The organism is Rothia halotolerans (genome assembly GCF_004136635.1).
GTDB lineage: Bacteria > Actinomycetota > Actinomycetes > Actinomycetales > Micrococcaceae > Rothia > Rothia halotolerans.
In genome coordinates, this window is record NZ_NOIU01000003.1 from 237,042 (window position 1) to 256,704 (window position 19,663).

The following is a 19,663-nucleotide window of genomic DNA, read 5'->3' on the forward strand; positions in this document are numbered from 1 at the left end:
GCGCAGACCGAGACAGGAGAAATGTGGCCAAGCCCCGCGTTCACGAGCTCGCCAAGGAGCTCAACGTCACCTCGAAGGAAGCCGTCGCCAAGCTGCAAGAGCTCGGCGAGTACGTCCGAGGTGCATCCTCCACGGTGGAGCCCCCCGTGGAGAAGAAGCTGCGCGCCGCCTTCGCCGGCCGCAGCAAGTCCCAGCGCCCGGCGGCGCAGGGCACGCCGGCCCCCGCCCCCAAGCCCGGGGCGAGCGCGCCCAAGCCCGGCGCCGGCGCCGCGTCCCCCAAGCCCACGACGGCGACCCCCGCCACCGCGGGCAAGACCGCCCCGCCCCCGGGGGAGCAGTCCGCTCCCAAGCCGGGGGCCCAGCAGAAGCCCGCGCCGGCGGAGTCGGCCCAGCCCGAGGCCGTCCAGCCTCGCGAGGACCGCCCCCAGCAGGAGGCGCCCAAGCCGGGCGCGCAGGCTCCCAAGCCCGCCCCGAAGCCGGGCACGCGTCCCGGCAACAACCCCTACGCCTCGCAGCAGGGCATGCGCGCCAGCGACGGGTCCTCCTCGGAGGCCCCCGCCCCGCGTCCCTCGGCCGCGCGCGGCAACGTCCCCAAGCCGGGCGCCCCGCGTCCGGGCAACAACCCCTTCGCCTCGCAGCAGGGCATGCGCGGACGCGGCCAGGGCGGCGGCGAGCGCCGCGGCGGCCCGCGTCCCGGCGGCCCCCGTCCCCCTCAGGGGCAGGGCCAGGGTGCCGGTGAGCGCCGCGGCGGTCCCCGCCCCGGCGCTCCGCGCCCCGGGCAGGGCCAGGGTCAGGGCGCTCCGCGTCCCGGCCAGGGCGCCGGTGCGCCGCGTCCCGCGGCCAGCGGCGGCGCGCGCCCCAGCCCGAACATGATGCCGGCCAAGATGGGCCCGGGCGTCGGAGGACGTCCCGGCGCCGGTACCGGCGCGGGCGGCGGCGGACCCCGGCGCGGCGGCCCCGGGGGCGGCGGTGGCGGTCCGGCCCGCGGAGGCGGTCCCGGCCGCGGTCGCGGCAACGCCCAGGGCGCGTTCGGGCGCGGCGGCTCCAAGCGGAAGCAGCGCAAGTCGAAGCAGGCGAAGCGGCACGAGCTGGAGCAGATGCAGGCTCCCGCGGTGGGCGGCGTCGTCGTCCCCCGCGGCAACGGCGAGACCGTGGTCCGCATGCGCCGCGGCGCCTCGCTGATGGACTTCGCCGAGAAGATCAACGCGAACCCCGCGGCCCTGGTGACCGTGCTCATCCACCTCGGTGAGATGGCCACGCAGACCCAGTCCCTGGACGAGGAGACCTTCGCCCTGCTGGGCGAGGAGCTGGGCTACAAGGTCCAGGTCGTCTCCCCGGAGGACGAGGAGCGCGAGCTCTTCGAGTCCTTCGACATCGACTTGGAGGGCGAGCGCGAGGCCGAGACCGAGGAGCAGCTGGAGGCCCGTCCTCCGGTCGTCACCGTCATGGGCCACGTGGACCACGGCAAGACCCGCCTGCTCGACGCGATCCGGAACACCAACGTGATCGAGGGCGAGGCCGGCGGTATCACCCAGCACATCGGCGCCTACCAGATCACCACCGAGGTCGGCGGCGAGGACCGCAAGTTGACCTTCATCGACACCCCGGGCCACGAGGCGTTCACCGCCATGCGTGCCCGCGGCGCCAAGGTCACCGACATCGCGGTGCTCGTGGTGGCCGCCGACGACGGCGTCATGCCGCAGACCGTGGAGGCGCTCAACCACGCCCAGGCCGCGGACGTGCCGATCGTCGTCGCGGTCAACAAGATCGACAAGGAGGGCGCGAACCCGGACAAGATCCGCGGCCAGCTCTCCGAGTACGGGCTGGTGCCCGAGGAGTACGGCGGCGACACCATGTTCGTCGACGTCTCCGCGCGGCAGAACGAGCACATCGACGAGCTGCTCGAGGCCGTGTGCCTCACGGCCGACGGCGCGCTGGAGTTGCTGGCCAACCCGGACAAGGACGCCCGCGGCGTCGCGATCGAGGCGAACCTGGACAAGGGCCGCGGCGCGGTCTCGACCGTCCTGGTGCAGTCCGGCACGCTGCGCGTCGGCAACAGCATCGTCGCCGGCGTGGCCCACGGCCGCGTGCGCGCCATGTTCGACGAGAACGGCCAGGCCGTGACCGAGGCCGAGCCCTCGCGTCCGGTCCAGGTCCTCGGCCTGAACACGGTGCCGCGAGCGGGCGACACCTTCCTGTCCACGCCGGAGGAGCGCACCGCCCGCCAGATCGCCGAGAAGCGCGAGGCGGCGGACCGCAACGCCCAGCTGGCCAAGCGCCGCAAGCGCGTCACGCTCGAGTCCTTCGACGAGGCCGTGGCCGAGGGCAAGATGGACACGCTCAACCTCATCATCAAGGGCGACGTCTCCGGTGCCGTCGAGGCGCTGGAGGACTCGCTCTACAAGATCGAGGTCGGCAACGGCGACGAGGTCCAGCTGCGGGTCATCCACCGCGGCGTCGGCGCGATCACCCAGAACGACGTCAACCTGGCGACGGTGGACAACGCCATCATCATCGGGTTCAACGTCCGTCCGGCCGAGCGGGTCAGCGAGCTCGCCGACCGCGAGGGCGTGGAGATGAAGTTCTACACGGTGATCTACCAGGCCATCGACGAGGTCGAGCAGGCCCTGAAGGGCATGCTCAAGCCGGAGTACGAGGAGGTCGAGCTGGGCTCGGCGGAGATCCGCGAGGTCTTCCGCTCCTCCAAGTGGGGCAACATCGCCGGCTCGATCGTCCGCGGCGGCATCATCCGCCGCAACGCCAAGGCCCGCCTGGTCCGCGACGGCAACGTGGTGGGGGACAACCTCACCATCGAGTCGCTGCGCCGGTTCAAGGACGACGCCACCGAGGTGCGCGAGGGATACGAGTGCGGCATCGGGCTCGGCTCCTTCAACGACGTCAAGGAGGGCGACATCATCGAGACCTGGGAGCTTCGGGAGAAGCCCCGCGACTAGAACGCGCCGAACCGATGAGAAGCGCCGCCCCGCACGGGGCGGCGCGCGCGGCGGGCCGGCTCCCCGGGAGGACATCCCGGGGGCCGGCCCGCCGTGCCTGCTGAGAAGAGGGCGCCCCGCCCAGGGGCGCGAGAGCGAGGAGAGACCATGGCTGATGCAGCCCGCGCGGCCCGGCTGGCCGACCGCATCAAGGTCATCGTGGCCCGCGCCCTGGAGCGCCGGATCAAGGATCCGCGGCTCGGGTTCGTGACCGTGACCGAGGCCCGCGTGACCAACGACCTGCAGCACGCGACCGTCTACTACACCGTGTACGGCACCGAGGAGGAGACCGCCGGGACCCGGGCCGCGCTCGAGTCCGCCAAGGGCGTCCTGCGCTCGGAGGTCGGCAAAAACATCACGGCCCGGCTGACCCCGACGCTGACCTTCGTCCCGGACGAGGTCCCGGAGAACGCCAGCCACATCGAGGACATCCTGCGCAAGGCCCGGGCCCGGGACGCCGAGCTCGCGGAGGCCGCCGAGGGCGCCGCCTACGCCGGCGGTGCCGACCCCTACAAGCGCGAGGACGAGGGCGAGGCGGAGGAGGACCTCCTGACCGCCTACGACCCCGTCGAGGAGGAGCTGCCCGGGGAGACCGGCCAGGAGCCGGCCGACCCCGACTCGGGCGCCCCCGCCAGCGCGGAGGAGGCCGAGGAGGAGGACGACGCCGAGGGGACCGGCCGCCGCTCCGGGGGCACCGAGTAGGTGGCCCGGAAGCAGCAGGAGGGCGGTCCGTCCGGGCTCGTCGTGCTGGACAAGCCAGCGGGCTTCACCAGCCACGACGTCGTCGCCCGGATGCGCCGCGTGGCGGGGACCCGCCGGGTCGGCCATGGCGGGACGCTGGACCCCATGGCCACGGGCGTGCTCATCGTCGGCGTCAACAAGGCCACCAAGCTGCTGACCTGGATCAGCGGCGAGTCGAAGACCTATGAGGCCACGATCCGGCTGGGCGCCTCGACCGTGACGGACGACGCCGAGGGCGAGGTCCTCGAGCGGGCCTCCGCGGCGGCGCTCGAGGCGGTCTCCGAGGAGGCCATCCGGGCGGGCATCCGGAGCCTCACCGGCGAGATCCTGCAGGTCCCCTCCGCGGTCTCGGCCATCAAGGTCGGCGGCGTGCGGTCCTACGCCCGGGTCCGCTCGGGACAGGACGTCGAGCTCGCCGCCCGGCCGGTGTCCATCGGCGAGTTCGCGCTGCACGCGATCCGCCGGGTGGCCGACGCCGGGGAAGCCGGGTCCGGAGGCCAGGCTGCCGGAGCCGGGGACGCGGGGGCCCATGAGGCCGGTCCCGGCGGCCCCGGGTTCGACCTGGACGTCACGGTCTCCTGCTCCTCCGGGACCTACATCCGCGCCCTCGCGCGCGACCTCGGCCGGGAGCTCGGCGTCGGCGGCCACCTGACCGCGCTGCGCCGCACCCGCATCGGCGAGGTCGGGCTGGAGGACGCCTCGACGCTCGAGGAGCTGGGGGCCGCCGCGGAGGCGGGCCGCCCGCTGCCGCTGCTGCCGCTGGAGACCGCGGCCCGGCGCCTCTTCGCCGTCCGCGGGCTCACCGCCCAGGAGGCCACGGACCTGTCCAACGGGCGCTGGATCGCACCCTCGGCCGCGCCCGGGGGCAGCGGAGACGAGGAGGCCTCGGGGTCCGCGCCGGAGCGCGACGCGGCCCCCGCGGCCCCGGCCGCGCCCGAAGCCGCCGGCCCGGCCCGGGAGAAGGACGACGGCGTCGTCCCCGCCTCCCGGCTGACGGCCTGCTACGCCCCGGACGGCCGGCTCGTCGCGCTGGCCCAGGACCAGCACCGCCGGGGCCGCCACGTGGCGGTGCCGCACCTGGTCTTCGAGTCGGGGCAGCGCTTCGGGGCGGAGGGGACGGCGTCGTGATCGCCGGATACGACCTCTGGTTCTGGATCTCCGCCCTGCTGGGCGCGGTCTCCGCCGTGGTGTGCCTCGTGCAGTTCCTGCGGGGCCGGGCCCCGGACGACCTCACGCAGGGCTCGGTGCTGCTGCTCGAGGCGTTCCTGGTGGTCTACCTGGTCGGCTCGATCGTCATGCAGCTCGCCACCGACGGCCCCTCGGGGGACGCCTGGGAGTACTACGGATACCTGCTGACCGCGATGATCATCCCGGCCGGCACGTTCATCTGGTCGCTCACCGAGCGCAGCCGGTGGTCGACCCTCATGCTGGCGGTCACCGGCCCCATCATCGTGGTCATGATCCAGCGCATGAACATGCTCTGGTACTACTACTAGAGTCCACACGTGGAAGCCGCCGAGGCGGCACGAGGAGAAGCGAGGCACGGATGGGTTCGAGCCGTTCGGAAGGCGCCACAGGGCGGAGCACGGGGGAGGCCCCCGGCCGCTCCCAGCAGAAGTCCCGGGGCCCCGGGATGATCATCGTCGCGGTCTACGGGCTGTTCTCCCTCTCGGCGGGAGCCAGGGCGCTCTACCAGGTCCTCACCAAGTTCGACGAGGCGCCGCTGTCCTTCGTCCTTTCGGCGGTCGCGGCGATCATCTACGTCGTCGCCACGGTCTCCCTGGCGATGCGGGGCCGCCGGGCCTACTGGGCCGCGGTGTGGACCATCGGCATCGAGCTGCTCGGCGTGCTCGCGGTGGGGGTCTTCTCCTACCTGCGTCCGGAGCTCTTCCCGCTGGCCTCGGTGTGGTCGCACTTCGGCTCCGGGTACGGCTACGTCCCGCTCGTGCTGCCGGTGATCGGGCTGCTCTGGCTGTACCGCAGGCGCCCGGGCCGCAACTCCCCGCGCTGAACGCCCTCGTCCGGCGCCCCGGCCACGTAATCTGGAACCAGTGACCCTCGCACCCCAGCCTGGAAGGTGAGACAGATGAGCACGCGTCCGACCCCCGAGCCCGGCGGCTCCCCCTCCGACCCTCGGAAGGGGACTGCGCCCGGCGCCGAGGCCCCCGGAACCGCCCCCGCCGGCGGCCCGAAGCGCGAGGACCAGCGCCCGGGCCCGGCCGCAGACCCTCGTGAGCAGACCGCCGGCGGGGCAGCCGGCGCCGCCGGGCAGACGCGGCAGGGCGAGGACGCCGGCCGGAAGCGCCGCAGCCGCCCGGCCGCGGCGGGCACCGCCTCCGCGAAGGCGAAGAAGGAGCGTGCCAAGGAGGACGGCACGCCGCACGACTGGACGCTGTTCCGCGTCGTCATCGCCCTCTACGGGGTGCTCATCATCGCCTACGGCATCTGGCAGATCGCGGCCGGCACCGCCTCCCTGCCCGGCGTCGCCGAGTCCGGCGGCCCCACCGTGGCCTCCTCCTACGCCGGCCTGGCCGCCGTGCTCTGCGGAGTCGGCGCCTCGCTGATCGCGATCGCGGTGAAGTTCAAGTGGGCCAACATGCTCAGCTTCGTGTGCTTCGCGATCTTCCTGGGCGGCGTCGGGCGTATCCTGGCCTGGGCCTTCTTCGGGCTGCCCCACTGGTCGATGATCCTGTTGATGGTGCTCGACCTGGTGGTCCCGCCCTGCCTGCTCGTCTGGTACGGCTGGATCCGGAAGGCCAACGCGATCCGCCGCGAGATGGCCTCCGAGGACCCCCGGGGCGGAGCCCGGGGACGCCGCTGAGCGCCGGCCCCGGACGCAGCGTCTAGACTGATCACGGCCCGCCGCCGCGGCGGGCCGACCGCGCACGAAGGAGAGAAGTGGACTGCTTCACCAGCCTCGAGGAGATCCCTGCGGGATACGGGCCCACGGCGGTGACCATCGGGAACTTCGATGGCGTGCACCGCGGACACGCCCGGGTGATCGGCACGCTCGTGGAGGAGGCCCGGGCCGCGGGCCTGCGGTCGGTGGCGATCACGTTCGACCCCCACCCGGCGCTGGTCCACCGGCCCGAGGAGCCGCACTTCCCCATCATGGGGACGCGGGACAGCATGCAGCTGCTCGCCGAGCTGGGGCTGGACGCGCTCGCCCTGCTGCCCTACTCGCTGGAGTTCGCGCGGAAGACGCCCGAGGAGTTCATCCGCGAGACCTTCGTGGAGGGCCTGGGCGCCAAGCGCGTGGTCATCGGGGCGGACGTGCGGTTCGGCCGGGACAACGCCGGGGACCTCACGACCATGCGGGAGCTGGGGGAGGAGTACGGTTTCGACGTCGTCGTGGTCGAGGACCTCGGCGTGGACGGCGAGCTCTGCGACCTGGGCGAGGGGAACCGCCGCTGCTCCTCGACCTGGATCCGGGAGCTGCTGGCCCAGGGCGACGTCGGGGGAGCGGCCCGGCTGCTCGGCCGGAACCACCGCATGCGCGGCGAGGTGGTCCACGGCGCGGCCCGCGGGCGGGAGCTGGGGTTCCCCACCGCCAACATGTCCACCGACTCCGACGGCCTGATCCCGGCCGACGGCGTCTACGCCGGCTGGCTCCTCGACGAGGACGGGAACCGCTGGCCGGTCGCGATCTCCGTGGGCTCCAACCCCACCTTCGAGGGGGTCTCCCGCCAGGTCGAGGCCCACGTGATGGGCAGGCCGCAGGAGCAGGTGGAGGCCTTCGACCTCTACGCGCAGCAGGTGCTGCTGGAGTTCGTCGCCCACCTGCGGCCCATGGTCGCCTACCGCGGAATGGAGGCCCTCATCGAGCAGATGACCCGCGACGTCGAGAAGGCCTGGGAGGCGCTGGCGCGGGCCGACGCCTGCGCCCCCCGCGACGCCTCCTAGAACTCCTCGTGGGTGCGGGGATCGTAGCCGGTGCGGGTGATGCCCGTGTTGAGCAGCTCGATGTCCCGCATCTGCTCGGGGCTGAGCTCCCAGTCGAAGACGCTGATGTTCTGCTCCATGCGCTCGGTGCTGGAGGTCTTGGGGATCGGCACCAGCTTGTTCTGCACGTGCCACCGCAGGGCGACCTGGGCGGCGGTGACCCCCAGCTCCTCGGCGATGTTGCCGATCTGCGGGATGTCCTCCAGTGTGCTCATCCGGCCCAGCGGCGACCAGCTCTCGGTGACGATCCGGTTCTCCTCGTGGTAGGCCCGGGCCTCCTCCTGCTGCGCCTGCACCTGGACCTCGATCTGGTTCACGGCGGGGACCTCGCCGGTCTCCTCCTTGAGTCGGTCGATGTGCGCCGGCAGGAAGTTGGAGGTGCCGATCGAGCGAACGAGCCCGCGCTCCCTGAGCGAGATCATCGCCCGCCAGGACTCCACGTAGAGGTTCACGCTCGGGTTGGGCCAGTGGATGAGGTAGAGGTCGAGGTACTCGGTGCCGAGCCGGCGCAGCGAGGCCTCGGCTGCGGCGATCGTCGCGTCGTAGCCGTGGTCCTTGCCGGCGAGCTTGGTGGTGAGGAAGAGATCCTCCCGGTCCACGCCGCCATTGGCGAGCCCGCGGCCCACACCCGTCTCGTTCCCGTACTGGGCGGCGGTGTCGATCAGCCGGTAGCCCCGCATGATCGCCTCCGCGACGTTGACCTCGGCCTCGCCGTCGGACATCGGGTAGGTGCCGAAGCCCAGGGCGGGGATCCGGTGGCCGTCCCTCATCGTGTGGTCGTGCATCGGCGTCTCCTCGTGGTCGGGGTCGGATGGGTCGGTGTCGATCTTACGCCCGGGTCGCGGCGATCACGGCGAGCGAGGCCGCGGCGGCGCGCGCCGCGACCACCTCGACCGCCATGTGGAAGTCCTGGTCCGCGCTGGGCCCGCACAGGTCGGAGATCCCGCGCAGGGAGAGGAAGTCGACGCCGGCGCTGCCAGCGACCTGGGCGATGGCGGTGGTCTCCATGTCCGTGGACACCGCCTCCGGGAAGGCCTCTCGGGCGTCCTTGACGTTGGCCGCGGTGACGAAGGACCCGCCGGCCAGCATCTGGCCGACCAGGTGCCGTCCCTCCTCCGGGGCGAGGGTGCGGGCCGCGGCGAGCAGGGCGGGGGCGGCGTGGTAGCGCTCGGGCATGCCGGGCACCTGGCCGCGCTCGTAGCCGAAGGCGGTCGCGTCCGCGTCGGTGTAGGTGTAGGTCTCGCCGATCGCGAGGTCCCCGACCTCGACGTCGGCGCGCAGCCCGCCGGCGGAGCCCGCTGAGATCAGGGCGCGCGGCTCGACGGCGGCCAGGGCCGAGGTCGCCGCGCTGGCCGCGTTGACCAGGCCGATCCCGCTGCGCACGAGCAGCAGGGGCCGCCCCTGGTGGGAGCGGGGATGGAACCGGGCCCGCGCGAAGTCGAGGGACTCGCCGAGGGGCTCGGTGGCGGCGAGGAACGGCTCGGCCTCCTCGTCCATGGCGCACTGGACCACGACGCCGCCCAGCAGGCGCTGACGCACCTCGGCGGGGAGCACGGGGGAGTAGGCGATGCTCACGCGTAGACGACCTCCCACGCCTCGCGGGCGTCGAGGAACTCGCGGACGGCGGCCTGTGCGCCCTCGAGGGTGTGGTGGGCGCCCCAGCCGCACTGGGTCTCGTTGGCGGCGGGGACCTCCCCGGCCGCCAGGATGTCCCGGAGGGTCGCCTCCAGGATCGGCAGGAAGTCCTCCGGCTCGAGCCCCAGCGTCAGCGCGTAGAAGCCGGTCTGGCAGCCCATCGGGGAGAAGTCGATCAGCGCGTCGGTGTGGTTGCGCATGTGCTCGGCGGTCAAGTGCTCGATGGAGTGCACGACGGGCATCTCCAGGTGCCCGCGGTTGGGCTGGGCGAATCGCACGTCGTACTTGACGAGGGTGTCCCCGCCGGGCAGCTCCTTGCGGTCCGCGATCCGGACGTAGGGGGCCGCCACCTTGGTGTGGTCGAGGTTGAAGGATTCGACGTTCATCTTCTGCATGGGCCCATTCTCCCGCACGCCGGGCCCGGATGACAGGCGGCGGGCCCGGCACGTCGTCCGGGCATCGTCCAGCTTTTTCGGATATACCGGAGACGAAGCCATCTGACCGATCGTCAACGGAAAGGACACATCATGTCAGCTCTCGCCCCCACCGCCTTCTCCACCGCCGGACTGCTGGGCGGGTACAAGGTCGCCCGGGCCACCGGGGTCCGCCCGCTCGGCGGAGCGGCCCTCGCGCTCGGCGGCGCCGCGGCCTTCGCGGGATGGAAGAAGAACGCCGGCGCGGGCCGCGCCGCGGCGCTGACCGGCCTCTACCTCGCCGCCTTCGGCCTCTCCCACCCGCTGTCCAAGAAGATCGGCGCGTGGCCCAGCGTCGCCGCCGTCACCGCCGGGACCGGCCTGGCCTCGCTGGCCTTCGGCCGCTCCCGCTCCGGCAAGTAGGGAGCGGCTGGCGTGCGCTGGGACCCGGCCCGCTACCTGCGCTTCGGCGAGGAACGGAGCCGGCCCTTCGCCGACCTCCTGAGCCGGGTCCCCCCGGTGGAGGAGGCGGAGGCCCCCGGCGCCTCGCCGCTGGTGGTGGACCTGGGCTGCGGCCCGGGCAACGACACCCCGGTGCTGCGCCGCTTCTTCCCCGGCGCGCGGATCGAGGCGGTGGACAGCAGCCGCCAGATGGTCGAGGCCGCCCGCGCGTCCGCGCCGGGGCCCGACGTCGAGTACGTCCGGGCCGAGGTCCGGCAGTGGCTGGCGGACCGGCGCGCGGCCGGGGGAGAGGCTCCCCGGGCGATCGTCTCCAATGCGATGTTCCAGTGGGTCGAGGACCACCTGGAGCTGATGCCGGAGCTGGCCGACCTCGTGGCGCCGGGCGGAAGCTTCGCGGTGCAGGTGCCCGCCAACTTCGAGGCGCCCTCGCACGCGCTGCTGCGCGAGCTCGCGGCCCGGCCGGAGTACGCCCGGCACGTGACCGAGCCGCTGCGCGCCGCCTCGGTGCGCGCCGAGGACTACCTGCGGGCACTCGCCCGGCCGGGGTGGTCCGTCGACGCCTGGGAGACCACCTATCTGCACGTCCTGCAGGGACCGGATCCGGTGTTCGAGTGGATCTCGGGGACCGGGGCTCGCCCGGTGCTCGGGGCCCTGCCCGAGGCCGAGCGAGAGAGGTTCGCCGAGGAGTACAAGGCGCGGCTGCGCCGGGCCTACCCCGTCTCCGAGGCGGGCACTGTCCTGCCCTTCCGCCGGGCCTTCGCGGTGGCCACCCGGATCTGAGCCGGGGCCCCGCTCAGGCCAGCGCGGTGCGCCGCGTCCGCGGGCTGGAGACCGTGGGGTCCCCGGGGATCCAGAAGCGCAGCGGGGCGTCCACGTTGCGCGAGATGCCGATGCGGCGCCCGCGCACCCCCTCGACCCGCCGCGTCGGCGCCTCGAGGTGGAACGCCGCGCTCTTGGCCGGGCCGAACTGGCCCAGCAGCGCGCCGTCGTCCTCCAGGCTCAGGCCCAGCGCCGAGCCGAGGTTGCCGGGGCCACGGGCCAGGCCGGCGTCGAGCGCCCGCTCGCCGCGGCGGGAGCGGACCTCGTCCCAGCCGGAGAGCACCTCGCCCGCGCGCATGAGCACCCCGGAGCCGGTGCCCTCGGGCGCGCAGACGAGGTTGCCGGCGCGGTGGATGCCGTAGGAGGCGTAGACGTAGACGTGCGAGGGCGGGCCGAACATCGTGGCGCAGCGCGGCGTCGGCCCCTTGTAGGAGTGCGACGCCGGGTCGCCCACGCCGAGGTAGGCCTCCACCTCCGTGAGGCGGATCGCGACGTCGCCGCGGCTGATCACGGCACCCAGCAGCTGCGGGGCCACGACGTCGGCGGTTGCGGTGAAATCGATCATCGTCCCATCCTGGCACGCCGCGGGGCCGCCGGGCGGTGACGTCCCGGTCACACGCCTTTCACCCGCCCCGGCGATCCGATAGACTGGGACGCGCGTCTGGCTGCGGTCCGTGGTTGCCGGGCGCCCCTCCCATGCCCCTTCCCGGTGACCGGCGCGCGCCGGACCGGGACGCGGCCCAGGGCGGGTCCCCCGGCGGCACACGCCGCATCGGGGCCGTTCACGGCACTGACTCTAGGAGTTATTCAGTGGCACTCGATCCCGCTGTCAAGCAGGAAATCATCAAGGAGTACGCGACCGTCGAGGGCGACACCGGCTCGCCCGAGGTCCAGGCCGCGGTCCTGACCCGTCGGATCTCCGATCTGACGGAGCACCTCAAGTTCCACAAGCACGACCACCACTCCCGTCGTGGTCTGATGATCCTCGTCGGCCGTCGCCGCAACCTGCTCGGTTACCTGCGCCGCGTCGACATCGAGCGGTACCGTACGCTGATCCAGCGTCTCGGCATCCGCCGCTAGGACGTCGCAGGCGAGGGGCGGCGCTCCGCGATCCCGTGAGGGGACCGCAGGGGCGCCGCCCGCATCGCTTGACGCAGGCGCCGGCCCGGCAGGAGCCGGACCGGCGCGCAGAACATCCCAGCGCGGCCCGTACCGACGTGCGGTCCTCGGTAGTGGCCTCCGGAGTCCTGGAAGGATTCCGTGGGCCTCGATCGAAGACCGAGTCTCGTGATGCGGCGCCGCGCGACCAACGAGAAACGGAGGTGACCCGTGGAGGGTCCCGAGATCCAGTTCGCAGAAGCCGTCATCGACAACGGCGCATTCGGCAAGCGCACCGTGCGCTTCGAGACCGGCCGCCTCGCCCAGCAGGCCGCCGGCTCCACCCTCGTCTCCATCGACGAGGACACCACCATGCTCTCGGCCACGGCCGTGGGCAAGAACCCTCGCGAGGGCTTCGACTTCTTCCCGCTGACGGTCGACGTCGAGGAGCGGATGTACGCCGCGGGCCGCATCCCCGGCTCGTTCTTCCGCCGCGAGGGCCGCCCGTCCACCGACGCGGTCCTGGCCTGCCGGCTCATCGACCGCCCGCTGCGTCCCGCCTTCACCAAGGGCATCCGCAACGAGGTCCAGGTCGTCGTGACGGTCCTGACCATCGATCCGGACGAGATCTACAACACCGTGGCGATCAACGCCGCGTCGATGTCCACCGTGCTCTCCGGCCTGCCCTTCCAGGGCCCGGTCGGCGGCGTGCGCATCGCTCTGATCGACGGCCAGTGGGTCGCCTTCCCCAAGCACTCGCAGCTCGAGAACGCCGTGTTCGACATGGCCGTCGCGGGCCGCATCGTGACCAAGGCGGACGGCACCGAGGACGTCGCGATCATGATGGTCGAGGCCGAGGCCACCGACCAGTCCTGGAACCTCATCCAGGGCGGCGCCCAGGCTCCCACCGAGGACGTCGTCGCCGACGGCCTCGAGGCCGCCAAGCCCTTCCTCAAGGCCCTGTGCCAGGCGCAGGCCGACCTGGCCGAGCGCGCCGGGAAGCCCCGGATGGAGCTGCCCCGCTTCGGCGTCTACGGCGACGACGTCGCCGAGGCCGTCGAGTCCCGCTTCGCCCAGAAGATCAAGGACGTCTACTCCATCGCCGGCAAGCAGGAGCGGGAGACCGCCTCCGCCGAGCTGCAGCAGGAGATCTCCCAGGCCCTGGCGGGCGAGGACGGCGAGTTCGCCGGCCGCGCCGAGGAGGTCAACGGCGCGTTCAACGCGATCAGCAAGCAGACCGTGCGCCAGCGCATCCTGACCGACCAGGTCCGGATCGACGGCCGCGGCCTGACCGACATCCGCCAGCTCACCGCCGAGGTCGAGGTCCTGCCGCGCGTGCACGGCTCCGCGATCTTCGAGCGCGGCGAGACCCAGATCATGGGCGTGACCACGCTGAACATGCTCAAGCTCGAGCAGCAGATCGACTCGCTCTCCCCGGTGAAGTCCAAGCGGTACATCCACCACTACAACTTCCCGCCGTACTCCACCGGCGAGACCGGCCGCGTGGGCTCGCCCAAGCGCCGCGAGATCGGGCACGGCGCGCTCGCCGAGCGCGCGATCACCCCAGTCCTGCCCTCGCGCGAGGAGTTCCCCTACGCGATCCGCCAGGTCTCCGAGGCGCTGGGCTCCAACGGCTCGACGTCGATGGGCTCGGTCTGCGCCTCGACCCTCTCGCTGCTCAACGCCGGCGTGCCGCTGCGCGCGCCGGTCGCGGGCATCGCGATGGGCCTGGTCTCCGACGAGGTGGACGGCGAGACCCGCTACGCCGCCCTGACCGACATCCTGGGCGCCGAGGACGCGCTGGGCGACATGGACTTCAAGGTCGCCGGCACCTCCGAGTTCGTCACCGCGATCCAGCTCGACACCAAGCTCGACGGCATCCCCGCCTCCGTGCTCGGCGCCGCGCTGAAGCAGGCCCGCGAGGCCCGCCTGCACATCCTCGACGTGCTGACCGCCGCGATCGACGCCCCGGACGAGATGAGCGAGTTCGCCCCGCGGATCATCACCGTCAACGTGCCCGTCTCCAAGATCGGCGAGGTCATCGGGCCCAAGGGCAAGATGATCAACCAGATCCAGGAGGACACCGGCGCGGACATCTCCATCGAGGACGACGGCACCGTGTTCATCGGCGCCGTGGACGGCCCCTCGGCCGACGCCGCGCGCTCGGCGATCAACGCGATCGCCAACCCGCAGGTCCCCGAGGTCGGCGAGCGCTACCTGGGCACCGTGGTCAAGACCACCACCTTCGGCGCGTTCCTCTCGCTGACCCCGGGCAAGGACGGCCTGCTGCACATCTCCGAGCTGCGCAAGCTCAACGAGGGCAAGCGCGTCAACGACGTCGAGGACGTCCTCGGCGTGGGGCAGAAGGTCCAGGTCGAGATCACCAAGATCGACGACCGCGGCAAGCTCTCGCTCGCTCCCGTGGGCGAGGACTCCGAGGAGACCGAGTCCGAGGTCCTGGAGGACGCGGAGGCGTAGTCCGCCCCGGCCGCATCGCCCGACGCCGTCCGTCCCTTCCCCCAGCGCCTGCGGTGCTGGCGGGGGAGGGGCGGGCGGCGTCGTCGTCCCGGCCCCCTGCTGCCGTAGGCCCGCATGCGGCTCGACGCCGCTCGGGCCCGGCCCGCCCTCCCGCGTCCTCCGCCGCTCCGGGCCGCCGCTGCCCGGCCCACCCGCCCTTCCCGCCCACCTCCCGAAAGCTGAAGCATCCCCATGCCCTACGACCTTCCCCTCGACCCGCAGCGCCTGACCGAGGAGCTCGACTACCGCACCGGCCGCCTCGTCTTCTCCGGGGAGGTCGGCAACGACGTCCGCCGCTCGGTGCTGCCCGGCGGCGTGCGCGTGGTGACCGAGCGCATGCCGAGCCAGCGCAGCGTCGCGCTGGGCTTCTGGATCGGCGTCGGCTCCCGGGACGAGGAGCCGGGGATGCTGGGCTCGACCCACTTCCTCGAGCACCTGCTCTTCAAGGGCACCGCGAGCCGCACGGCGCTGGACATCGCCGAGGCCTTCGACGCCGTCGGCGGGGAGTCTAACGCGCTCACGGCCAAGGAGCACACCTGCTACTACGCCCGCGTCCTCGCCGAGGACGTGCCGATGGCCGTGAGCGTCATCGCCGACATGGTGACCTCTGCGGTCCTGGAGCCCTCCGAGCTCGAGCAGGAGCGCGGGGTGATCCTCGAGGAGATCGCGATGGACCTCGACGACCCCACCGACGTCGCCTTCGAGAGCTTCACGGGCCAGGTCATGGGCCGCCACCCGCTAGGCCGTCCGATCGGCGGGACCCCCGCCGAGATCACCGCGGTGGAGCGCGACGCCGTGTGGGAGCACTACCGGCGCCACTACACCCCGGACCGCCTGGTCATCTCCGCGGCCGGCGGGCTGGAGCACCAGGAGATGGTGGAGCTGGTCCTCGACGCGCTCGAGCGGGCCGGCTGGGACCTGAGCGAGGGCACGACGCCGCGCCCCCGCCGGGAGCGCCGCCCCTCCCCGCTGACCCCCGACTTCGGGGAGCACCGGGTCAGCCGCACCTTCGAGCAGGCCAACGTCATCCTCGGCACCACCGGGCTGATCGCGGGGCACGAGCGCCGCTTCGCGATGTCGGTGCTCAACGCGGCCCTGGGCGGCGGGATGTCCTCGCGGCTGTTCCAGGAGATCCGGGAGCGGCGCGGGCTGGCCTACAACACCTTCTCCTTCGCGGGCTCCTACTCCGACGCCGGCTACTTCGGCATGTACGCCGGCTGCACCCCGGAGAAGGTGGGCCTGGTGACCGACCTGATGCGGGCCGAGCTCGAGCGGCTGGCGGAGACGGAGATGCCCCCGGCCGAGCTGGCGAAGGTGACCGGCCAGCTGGGCGGGGCCACCGTGATGGGCAGCGAGGACGTCGGCTCCCGGATGTCCCGGCTCGGCCGCTCCGAGCTGGACACGGGCCACTTCACCGACCTCGACGAGCTGCTGGCCTCCCTGCGGGCCGTCACGGCGGCGGAGGTCCGCGAGCTCGCCGCCGACCTCGTCTCGCGCGAGACCGTGCTGACGGTCGTCGGGGCCTGAGGGAGGGGCGCCCCGTGGCCGCCCGCGGTCAACCGGACGCGGCCTGGAGCTCCGACTTGGCCTGCCCCACGGCGTCGGCCACCGTGCGCGCGTACAGCTCCTGGCCCGCCGGCTGCGGGTGCACGCCGTCGGAGACCAGCAGGTCCGGGCGTCCGTCGCTGGCGGCCGCCCAGTCGGCCAGCACGAGGCGGTCGGAGCCGCCGACGGCGTCCCGCACGGCCGCGTTCGAGGCCCCGACCCACGCCAGGGAAGGGGGAGCCTGCCCCGTGACCAGCACGACCTGGCGCATCCGGCCGTCCTCGGCGACGTCGAGGAGCCGGTCGATCTGCTCCCGCGTCATCTCGGAGTTGGTGGACAGGGAGACGACCACGATCCGGCCGAGCCGACCGGCGTCGCGGCGCCGCTCGAGCGCCTCCAGACCCGCCGGCACGTCGCGGGAGACCTCGGCGTCGACCGTCGCCCCGGGCAGCGCCGCCTCCAGCGCCGGGGCGGCGGCGAGCGTCACCGAGTCGCCGACCACGGTCACGTCCTCGCCGCCGGGCGAGGGGACGTAGGCCTCAGGGCCTTCCGCCGGGGAGCCGTCCCCGGCCGGCGGCTCCGAGGAGGCCCCGCCCCCGCCGCCCCGGGCGACCGACTCCGCGCCCTCGGCCACCACGCGCTGGGCCTCCGTCATCGACGGCGCGTTGACCCACGCCGCCGCGGTCCCGGCGATCCCCAGCAGCCCCGCCGTCAGCGCGAGGGCCGTCGCCGCCTGGCATCGCCCGGGCCGGCGCAGGCCGCCCAGCAGATCCGCCAGCGCCCCGCCGAACCCGCGCCGCCGCACGGGGTTCTCGACCCAGCGGTACGAGGCCGCGGCGACGGCCACGGTCACCGCCAGCACCAGGACGCCGCGCACCGCAGGAGCCGCCCCCGGCATCGCGTAGTGCGCGAGCGCCCACAGGGGCCAGTGCCACAGGTAGATCCCGTAGGAGCGGGCACCGACCCACGCCAGCGGCCGGATCGAGAGCAGCCTCCGCAGTCCCTCGGCCCCGATGCCGCGCACGTCCGGCAGCAGGCACTGGATGACCCCCAGGGCCAGCAGCGAGGCCGCGAGCAGCCCCCACGGGAAGAGGATCCGGGGCTGCGCCTCGGAGAGCAGCAGCGCGGCCGGGACGAGCAGCGCGAGGCTGAGCCATCCCAGCAGGATCCGTCCCGCGTTGGCCGCCCCGGGGCGGTTCGGCAGGGCCGCCTCGGAGGACGGCGGGTACATGCTCCACGGGATGCTCAGCGCCAGCGCGGCTCCCAGCATGAGGCCGAAGGCGTGGGTGTCCAGGCCGTAGTAGACCCGGGTCGCGTCGCCGGTGGCCCAGAGGACCACGGCCATCGCCAGGATGGAGGCTGCGGCCAGCGCGGCCGGCACGCGCCGGCGCCCCCGCCAGGTGACCACCAGCATGCAGGTCAGGACGAGGACCACAGGCCACAGGAGGTAGAACTGCTCCTCCACCGCGATCGACCAGAAGTTGGTGAACAGCTCCGGCGAGGTCTGCCGGAAGTAGTCGTGCTCCGAGGCGATGCCGGTCCAGTTGGTGGTGTAGGTCAGGGCGGAGAGGATCTGCCGCGGCATCCCGGCGAGCGCGTCCCCGCCGAGCAGCGCGGCCAGCCCCGCGCAGGCGGCCACGCACACGAGCATGGCCGGCACGAGCCGCCGCAGCCGCCGCATCCAGAACTGGGGCAGGCGCATCCGATCGGTGTAGGCCGCCTCGCGCAGCAGCAGCGCGGTGATCAGGTAGCCGGAGATGACGAAGAAGACGTCGACGCCGATCAGCCCGCCCGGCAGGCCCCCCGGCCACAGGTGGAAGAGCACGACGCCGGCCACGGCCAGCGCCCGCAGGCCGTCCAGCCCGCGCAGCCTGAAGCGTGGGTCGCCGTCGTGCGGGGCGACGGCGCTGCTGAAGGGGGTGGGACTGGGCATGGACGCGGTGGTTCCTCGGCGCGTGAGACGTTCGGCGACCCGGGCGGTCGGCCGTGCGCGGGCGGGCCGGCGCGCGGCCGGGTCGCGGGCGCTGCCGTCCATCGTACCGAGCCGGGGCCGTGGCGAGCGTCTCGATGACCTCGTGCTGACCGGTTGTGTCGCGCTCACCCGCTAAGGTGGGGACCATGACTGACGTGATCAAGGTAGCCGTCCTGGGCGCCGCCGGCCGCATGGGCTCGGAGGCCGTCGAAGCCATCAACTCCGCCGCCGACATGGACCTCGTGGCGGCCCTCGGCTCGGGCGACGCGATCGAGTCCCTCGAGGGCTCGGGCGCCGAGGTCGTTGTGGACCTCACCGTGCCCGCCGCGAGCGAGGCCAACGTCCGCTACGCCGTCGAGCACGGGATGCACGCCGTGGTGGGGACCACGGGGTGGGACGAGGCCAAGCTGGAGCGGCTGCGCGCGCTGCTGGGGGAGCACCCCGGCGTCGGCGTGCTGATCGCGCCGAACTTCGCGATCGGGGCGGTGCTGGCGGGCAAGTTCGCCGCCGCGGCGTCCCGGTACTTCGAGTCGGTCGAGGTCATCGAGCTGCACCACCCGAACAAGCTGGACGCGCCCTCCGGCACGGCCCGGCACACCGCGCAGCAGATCGCGGAGTCCCGGCGGGCGGCCGGCCTCGGGCCCAGCCCGGACGCCACGGAGTCGGATCCCGAGGGCGCCCGCGGCGCCGTGATCGACGACGTCCACGTCCACGCGGTGCGCCTGCGCGGCCTGGTGGCGCACGAGGAGATCCTGCTGGGCGACACCGGCCAGCAGCTCTCGATCCGCCACGACTCCTTCGACCGCGTCTCCTTCATGCCCGGCGTGCTCCTGGGCGTCCGCCGCGTGGGCTCCGCCCCGGGCCTGACCCACGGCCTCGACGGCTATCTCGACCTGGACTGAAGGGTGAGGTCGCTGCGCATCTTCACGGCCGTGGTGGCCGTCCTGGCGGCGGTCACGGTGTGGCTGCTGCCGCTGCCCTCCGGCACCCGGCTGTTCCTCCTCGTCATCCTCGCCTTCAGTGCGGTCTTCGTCTTCGTGGACTCGACCCGGAAGGGCCGGACCTTCGCGGCGATCACGATCGCCCTGCTGGTGCTCTACCTCGGCGTCACCGCCCAGCGCGGGATCCTCCTGCTGCTGGTCGGCGGCTGGATCCCCTCGCTGCTGGGGATCGGCATGGTCATCCTCCCGGCGGTCGGCGCGTGGGCGCTGATCCGCGAGGTGCTCTTCGGCGTGCGCGTGCAGCAGCTGGCCGGGCGCCTGGAGGAGGAGGGCGGGCTGCCCGAGGACCGGCTCCCGCGCACCGACTCGGGCCGGGTGGACCGGGAGGCGGCCGACGCCGAGTTCGCCGCCTACCGCCGCGAGGTCGAGGAGGACCCGGAGGACTGGCGCCGCTGGTTCCGGCTCTCCCTGGCCTACGATGCCTCGGGGGACCGCAAGCGCGCGCGCAGGTCCATGCGCGACGCCGTCGGGATCTGGCGCGGGCGGACGCCGCATGCCCTGTTCGACGGGGAGAAATGATGGATG

18 protein-coding genes and 1 pseudogene are annotated in these 19,663 nt (G+C 73.3%); 14 read left to right on the forward strand and 5 right to left on the reverse strand.

The window, feature by feature from the left end:
- Nucleotides 1-23 precede the first annotated feature (23 nt).
- The 7 genes and pseudogenes from infB (at nucleotide 24) to EWV39_RS10895 (ending at nucleotide 7,637) form a co-directional block, all read left to right on the forward strand.
- Nucleotides 24-2,954, forward strand: coding sequence for a translation initiation factor IF-2 (gene infB / locus EWV39_RS10865; protein ID WP_129659866.1), 2,931 nt, complete (start codon nucleotides 24-26; stop codon nucleotides 2,952-2,954).
- Between the two features lie 147 nt (nucleotides 2,955-3,101).
- Nucleotides 3,102-3,536, forward strand: a pseudogene (rbfA, locus tag EWV39_RS10870) (30S ribosome-binding factor RbfA); the annotation flags it as partial.
- Between the two features lie 159 nt (nucleotides 3,537-3,695).
- Nucleotides 3,696-4,862: a tRNA pseudouridine(55) synthase TruB gene (gene truB, locus EWV39_RS10875; RefSeq protein WP_129659872.1), complete on the forward strand. Its 1,167-nt coding sequence runs from the start codon at nucleotides 3,696-3,698 to the stop codon at nucleotides 4,860-4,862.
- On the forward strand, nucleotides 4,859-5,230 hold the full coding sequence (locus tag EWV39_RS10880) for a hypothetical protein (protein ID WP_129659875.1): 372 nt from the start codon (nucleotides 4,859-4,861) through the stop codon (nucleotides 5,228-5,230). Before truB ends, EWV39_RS10880 begins: the two co-directional genes overlap by 4 nt.
- Nucleotides 5,231-5,280: 50 nt before the next feature.
- Nucleotides 5,281-5,745: a hypothetical protein gene (locus EWV39_RS10885; protein ID WP_129659878.1), complete on the forward strand. Its 465-nt coding sequence runs from the start codon at nucleotides 5,281-5,283 to the stop codon at nucleotides 5,743-5,745.
- A 75-nt stretch (nucleotides 5,746-5,820) separates the two neighbouring features.
- Entirely contained in the window at nucleotides 5,821-6,555 is a 735-nt protein-coding gene (locus EWV39_RS10890) for a DUF4345 domain-containing protein (protein ID WP_129659881.1), read from the forward strand.
- Between the two features lie 77 nt (nucleotides 6,556-6,632).
- Nucleotides 6,633-7,637, forward strand: coding sequence for a bifunctional riboflavin kinase/FAD synthetase (locus EWV39_RS10895; protein WP_129659883.1), 1,005 nt, complete (start codon nucleotides 6,633-6,635; stop codon nucleotides 7,635-7,637).
- Here EWV39_RS10895 and EWV39_RS10900 read toward each other — a convergent pair.
- The 3 genes from EWV39_RS10900 to EWV39_RS10910 are packed head-to-tail and all read right to left on the reverse strand — an operon-like array spanning nucleotide 7,634 to nucleotide 9,706.
- Nucleotides 7,634-8,461, reverse strand: coding sequence for an aldo/keto reductase (locus EWV39_RS10900; RefSeq protein WP_129659886.1), 828 nt, complete (start codon nucleotides 8,459-8,461; stop codon nucleotides 7,634-7,636). The genes EWV39_RS10895 and EWV39_RS10900 overlap by 4 nt on opposite strands.
- Before the next feature lie 43 nt (nucleotides 8,462-8,504).
- Nucleotides 8,505-9,251, reverse strand: coding sequence for a 5'-methylthioadenosine/S-adenosylhomocysteine nucleosidase (gene mtnN, locus EWV39_RS10905; protein ID WP_238148297.1), 747 nt, complete (start codon nucleotides 9,249-9,251; stop codon nucleotides 8,505-8,507).
- Nucleotides 9,248-9,706, reverse strand: a complete 459-nt coding sequence (locus EWV39_RS10910; RefSeq protein WP_129659889.1) for an S-ribosylhomocysteine lyase — start codon at nucleotides 9,704-9,706, stop codon at nucleotides 9,248-9,250. The genes mtnN and EWV39_RS10910 overlap by 4 nt, the downstream gene beginning before the upstream one ends.
- Nucleotides 9,707-9,838: 132 nt before the next feature.
- Here EWV39_RS10910 and EWV39_RS10915 point away from each other — a divergent pair, with 132 nt between their 5' ends.
- Nucleotides 9,839-10,147, forward strand: a complete 309-nt coding sequence (locus EWV39_RS10915; protein WP_129659892.1) for a hypothetical protein — start codon at nucleotides 9,839-9,841, stop codon at nucleotides 10,145-10,147.
- Nucleotides 10,148-10,159: 12 nt separating this feature from the next.
- A complete protein-coding gene (locus EWV39_RS10920) occupies nucleotides 10,160-10,966 on the forward strand; it encodes a methyltransferase domain-containing protein (protein WP_129659895.1) in 807 nt (268 codons plus the stop codon).
- 13 nt (nucleotides 10,967-10,979) lie between these two features.
- Here the strand turns inward: EWV39_RS10920 and EWV39_RS10925 are convergent, their stop codons facing one another.
- Nucleotides 10,980-11,570 (reverse strand): DNA-3-methyladenine glycosylase, encoded by a 591-nt coding sequence (locus tag EWV39_RS10925; protein WP_129659898.1) that lies wholly within the window; start codon nucleotides 11,568-11,570, stop codon nucleotides 10,980-10,982.
- 245 nt (nucleotides 11,571-11,815) lie between these two features.
- On the opposite strand from EWV39_RS10925, the gene rpsO reads away from it, so the two are divergent.
- From rpsO to EWV39_RS10940, 3 genes are all read left to right on the forward strand, one after another.
- The gene (gene rpsO, locus EWV39_RS10930) at nucleotides 11,816-12,085 is read left to right on the forward strand and encodes a 30S ribosomal protein S15 (RefSeq protein WP_129659901.1); all 270 of its coding nucleotides are present in this window, start codon (nucleotides 11,816-11,818) and stop codon (nucleotides 12,083-12,085) included.
- A gap of 249 nt (nucleotides 12,086-12,334) precedes the next feature.
- A complete protein-coding gene (locus EWV39_RS10935; protein WP_129659904.1) occupies nucleotides 12,335-14,581 on the forward strand; it encodes a polyribonucleotide nucleotidyltransferase in 2,247 nt (748 codons plus the stop codon).
- Nucleotides 14,582-14,812: 231 nt separating this feature from the next.
- Nucleotides 14,813-16,147 carry a M16 family metallopeptidase gene (locus tag EWV39_RS10940; protein WP_129659907.1) on the forward strand — a complete coding sequence of 445 codons (1,335 nt, stop codon included), beginning with the start codon at nucleotides 14,813-14,815 and terminating at the stop codon, nucleotides 16,145-16,147.
- 28 nt (nucleotides 16,148-16,175) lie between these two features.
- Here EWV39_RS10940 and EWV39_RS10945 read toward each other — a convergent pair whose 3' ends face one another.
- The gene (locus EWV39_RS10945) at nucleotides 16,176-18,098 is read right to left on the reverse strand and encodes an acyltransferase family protein (protein ID WP_165313289.1); all 1,923 of its coding nucleotides are present in this window, start codon (nucleotides 18,096-18,098) and stop codon (nucleotides 16,176-16,178) included.
- Nucleotides 18,099-18,283: 185 nt separating this feature from the next.
- Between EWV39_RS10945 and dapB the strand changes: the two genes are divergently transcribed.
- Complete coding sequence (gene dapB / locus EWV39_RS10950; RefSeq protein WP_129659913.1) at nucleotides 18,284-19,039, forward strand: 4-hydroxy-tetrahydrodipicolinate reductase; 756 nt, start codon at nucleotides 18,284-18,286, stop codon at nucleotides 19,037-19,039.
- 3 nt (nucleotides 19,040-19,042) lie between these two features.
- Nucleotides 19,043-19,657, forward strand: coding sequence for a hypothetical protein (locus tag EWV39_RS10955; protein ID WP_129659916.1), 615 nt, complete (start codon nucleotides 19,043-19,045; stop codon nucleotides 19,655-19,657).
- The last annotated feature ends 6 nt before the right edge of the window (nucleotides 19,658-19,663 follow it).

Excerpts from the sequence above, each read along its gene's own strand:
- EWV39_RS10885 (WP_129659878.1), top strand. The coding sequence starts at position 5,281 with ATGGGTTCGAGCCGTTCGGAAGGCGCCACAGGGCGGAGCACGGGGGAG.
- EWV39_RS10890 (WP_129659881.1), top strand. The coding sequence starts at position 5,821 with ATGAGCACGCGTCCGACCCCCGAGCCCGGCGGCTCCCCCTCCGACCCT.
- EWV39_RS10900 (WP_129659886.1), bottom strand. The coding sequence starts at position 8,461 with ATGCACGACCACACGATGAGGGACGGCCACCGGATCCCCGCCCTGGGC.
- EWV39_RS10910 (WP_129659889.1), bottom strand. The coding sequence starts at position 9,706 with ATGCAGAAGATGAACGTCGAATCCTTCAACCTCGACCACACCAAGGTG.
- EWV39_RS10915 (WP_129659892.1), top strand. The coding sequence starts at position 9,839 with ATGTCAGCTCTCGCCCCCACCGCCTTCTCCACCGCCGGACTGCTGGGC.
- EWV39_RS10925 (WP_129659898.1), bottom strand. The coding sequence starts at position 11,570 with ATGATCGATTTCACCGCAACCGCCGACGTCGTGGCCCCGCAGCTGCTG.
- EWV39_RS10940 (WP_129659907.1), top strand. The coding sequence starts at position 14,813 with ATGCCCTACGACCTTCCCCTCGACCCGCAGCGCCTGACCGAGGAGCTC.
- EWV39_RS10945 (WP_165313289.1), bottom strand. The coding sequence starts at position 18,098 with ATGCCCAGTCCCACCCCCTTCAGCAGCGCCGTCGCCCCGCACGACGGC.
- dapB (WP_129659913.1), top strand. The coding sequence starts at position 18,284 with ATGACTGACGTGATCAAGGTAGCCGTCCTGGGCGCCGCCGGCCGCATG.